The 878-nt window shown below is 74.0% G+C and carries 1 protein-coding gene; it reads left to right on the forward strand.

What is annotated here, in order from left to right:
* Positions 1 to 264: 264 nt before the first annotated feature.
* A partial coding sequence (locus ACYVE9_RS28725) for an SACE_7040 family transcriptional regulator (protein WP_461030811.1) occupies positions 265 to 878 on the forward strand: 614 nt, incomplete at its 3' end.

An 878-nucleotide genomic window follows, 5' to 3' on the forward strand; every position in this document is an offset into this window, starting at 1 on the left:
CTCGCCGCCGCCCAGCCGGGCCCGGGCCAGCTTCTCGCGGAGCTGGGCGGCCAGCTCGCGGTGCGCGGCCTCGTTGGTGCGCCAGGTGTTCGACGCCGGGTCCGCGGTGACGGTCAGCGGCGGTGCCTGCTGCATGGACGTGAGCCCCCTCGCTCGCGGTGCCGGTCGCGCGCTCGCGGTCGAGCCGCGATCTCGCGGTTAATAGGCGTTAACGTACGCGGCCAGGTTAACGCTCACTAACCCGCACTGTCTAGAATCATCCGCATGACCACGAGGACCGGGACCGCCCGGGGCCCGGCGCCCACCGCACCGACCCGCCGCGAGCAGATCCTGCGGGAGGCCGCCCGCCTGTTCGCCGAGCGCGGCTTCCACGGCGTCGGGGTGGACGAGATAGGCGCGGCCGTCGGCATCAGCGGACCCGGCCTGTACCGGCACTTCGCCGGCAAGGACGCGATGCTGGCCGAGTTGCTGGTGGGCATCAGCGAACGGCTGCACGACGGCGGACGGCTGCGGCTGGCGGAGTCCGCCGCGGCCTCCCTGGCCCCGTCCGACACCCTGGACGCGCTCATCGGCGGCCACATCGACTTCGCGCTCGACGACCGGGACCTGATCACCCTGCACGACCGCGAACTCGACCGGCTGCGCGACGACGACCGCAAACGGGTGCGCCGGCTCCAGCGCCGCTACGTCGAACTGTGGGTGTCGGTGGTCCGGCAGGTCCACCCGGACGTGCCGGAGCTCCAGGCCCGCACCGCCGTGCACGCCGTCTTCGGCCTGCTGAACTCCACCCCGCACCTGAGCCGCCCGACCGCCGAGCAGGCGGCGCAGCGGCGCGACGTGACGGCGGCGCTGCTGCACCGCCTGGCCCGGGGCGCGTT

Source organism: Streptomyces sparsus, from assembly GCF_054776295.1.